This window comes from Cupriavidus sp. 05N39 (genome assembly GCF_056397325.1).
The window spans coordinates 1-1,757 of record NZ_JBFTNE010000239.1; the positions used below are offsets into that span (position 1 = coordinate 1).

Genomic DNA, 1,757 nt, shown 5'->3' on the forward strand with positions numbered 1-1,757 from the left:
ACTCTGCTGGCTGATTGACTACATCCACAATTTGTTGAGAATTAGAATCCCAGACGCCGAGGCACGCTTTAGCAAGCGCGATTATTTTATTTGCCTGATTGATCTTGTCCTAGCCTCTTTGCTTGACAAACAAAACTATCTCACCAGACTTCATCAATCGTGGCTTCGGCATTTGCGGGATACGTCTTATCTGAATTGGTTTAGTGACGATGACGAACCCGGGCGATGCGATTTTGCATGGCAAGTTCTTGATGCCCGAATGCAATACACGCTACTGGATTCAATTCAACTGGATCCAGTCATTGGCCAGGAATTCAGAAAATACCCGGGTGGCGTTGGACTGAAATGCTATTTTGATTCGCTTCAGGTTTCTGATTATGAAAAGCAAAATCACGTCGGCCATATCAAAAAGCTCTGGAGCCAGAGAAAATACCGCGAGAAACTGGAAAAAAATAAAATCCGCCAGCGGAATTTTGTTCTGCCTGACGCAACCATCAAAAGTCTGGACAAGCTAGCCAAAGGGCTTGGCGTATCTCGTACCGAGGCGCTGGAGAGGCTAATCGAACTCGCCGCCAGATACGGCATGCCCGGTGCGCCGGCAGAATCTAGGCTCGGCCGGCCAGTGGATTTTTGATCTCACGGCCCTGAACGGCCGGTGCTGGAAATAGCTCCAACTGACCGGCGGCATTGGGATGTCTGGGCATGGCCAGCGGCGCTCGGCACATCGGCTGAACGCCACCTGGACTGCACCCACAGGCGTCCGCAAATTGGCCAGTCAGAACGGGAAACCCCACGCCCCCCTCGCCCTATACGAGCCGAACGGCTATTTGGCGCCTGGCTCGGCAAGGTCGCGGCGGCTGCCGTTCAGCAATTGTTTTACATCCGCGACCGGCCAATACAATCGACGATTGGGAAGCTTCGTCGGCCGGATGCCAAGATAGCTCCCATCCAAGGAGTAGCGCTTGCGAATCGATTGAGGATCGATCGCCAGAATGGCTGCCAACTCTTCCGTGGATACGTGATCCCGGTTTGCCGGAATCGGCATCGGAACGCGCGGCGCGCTCTTTTCCACTGCCTTCGGTGCCGGGACACTCACTGATGAATCGCTTGAAACCTGCCCTGCAAGGGCCTGGATTGCGCTGATCGTCTCAGCTGACTGGGCCGCGTATTCCGCAACAGCAAGCGGAATCAGGTCCGGTTGATCTGATTGCACCTTGCCACGGCCGATGACCTCAAAGATGAGCCGCATCCATTCCGTCTCGATCTCCACGTCCTGACACCACGCGAGAAACTCATGGGGTGCAAGTTGCGTCGGCGCAACGGTGCCGCTTTCCTCATCGTCGCAGGACCAGTCCCATAGCCGCATGATTTCGCGAGCCTTGGTGTGACGGTCGATGACGTCCCCTTTGAAAGGCTTGCCGTCAAGGCCCGTCGCCTCGCGAGGGAGTTCCGAACACCCTGCCGGTGCATGGAGGCCCGACAGGACAAGGGCCCCTTCCRCCGGCGTCCAGGTTGACCGATCGAGATACATTTTCAAGACGGCATAAAGCTGCCTTGCGGCAGCGACGCGTTCTTGTGGCGTACTTGCTTGCGACACGATCTCGTTCCCCTTTGATGCGGTGGTACTAATCTGGGAAGGATTCTATCGTGCGAGACCGATGTGCCACACGGGAAAATGAGGCACTAAGGCGGCGCGCAGGCGGGAGATGGTTCCAGATGGATCGATGGGGATCCAATTGGGTTACATGGCGGTTACA

General features: G+C 55.6%; 2 protein-coding genes. One reads left to right on the forward strand and one right to left on the reverse strand.

What is annotated here, in order from left to right:
• On the forward strand, positions 1–634 hold a 634-nt coding region (locus AC1DN0_RS40995), incomplete at its 5' end, for a ribbon-helix-helix domain-containing protein (RefSeq protein WP_477146608.1).
• A gap of 189 nt (positions 635–823) precedes the next feature.
• Here the strand turns inward: AC1DN0_RS40995 and AC1DN0_RS41000 are convergent.
• Entirely contained in the window at positions 824–1,597 is a 774-nt protein-coding gene (locus AC1DN0_RS41000; RefSeq protein WP_477146609.1) for a hypothetical protein, read from the reverse strand.
• Positions 1,598–1,757 lie beyond the last annotated feature (160 nt).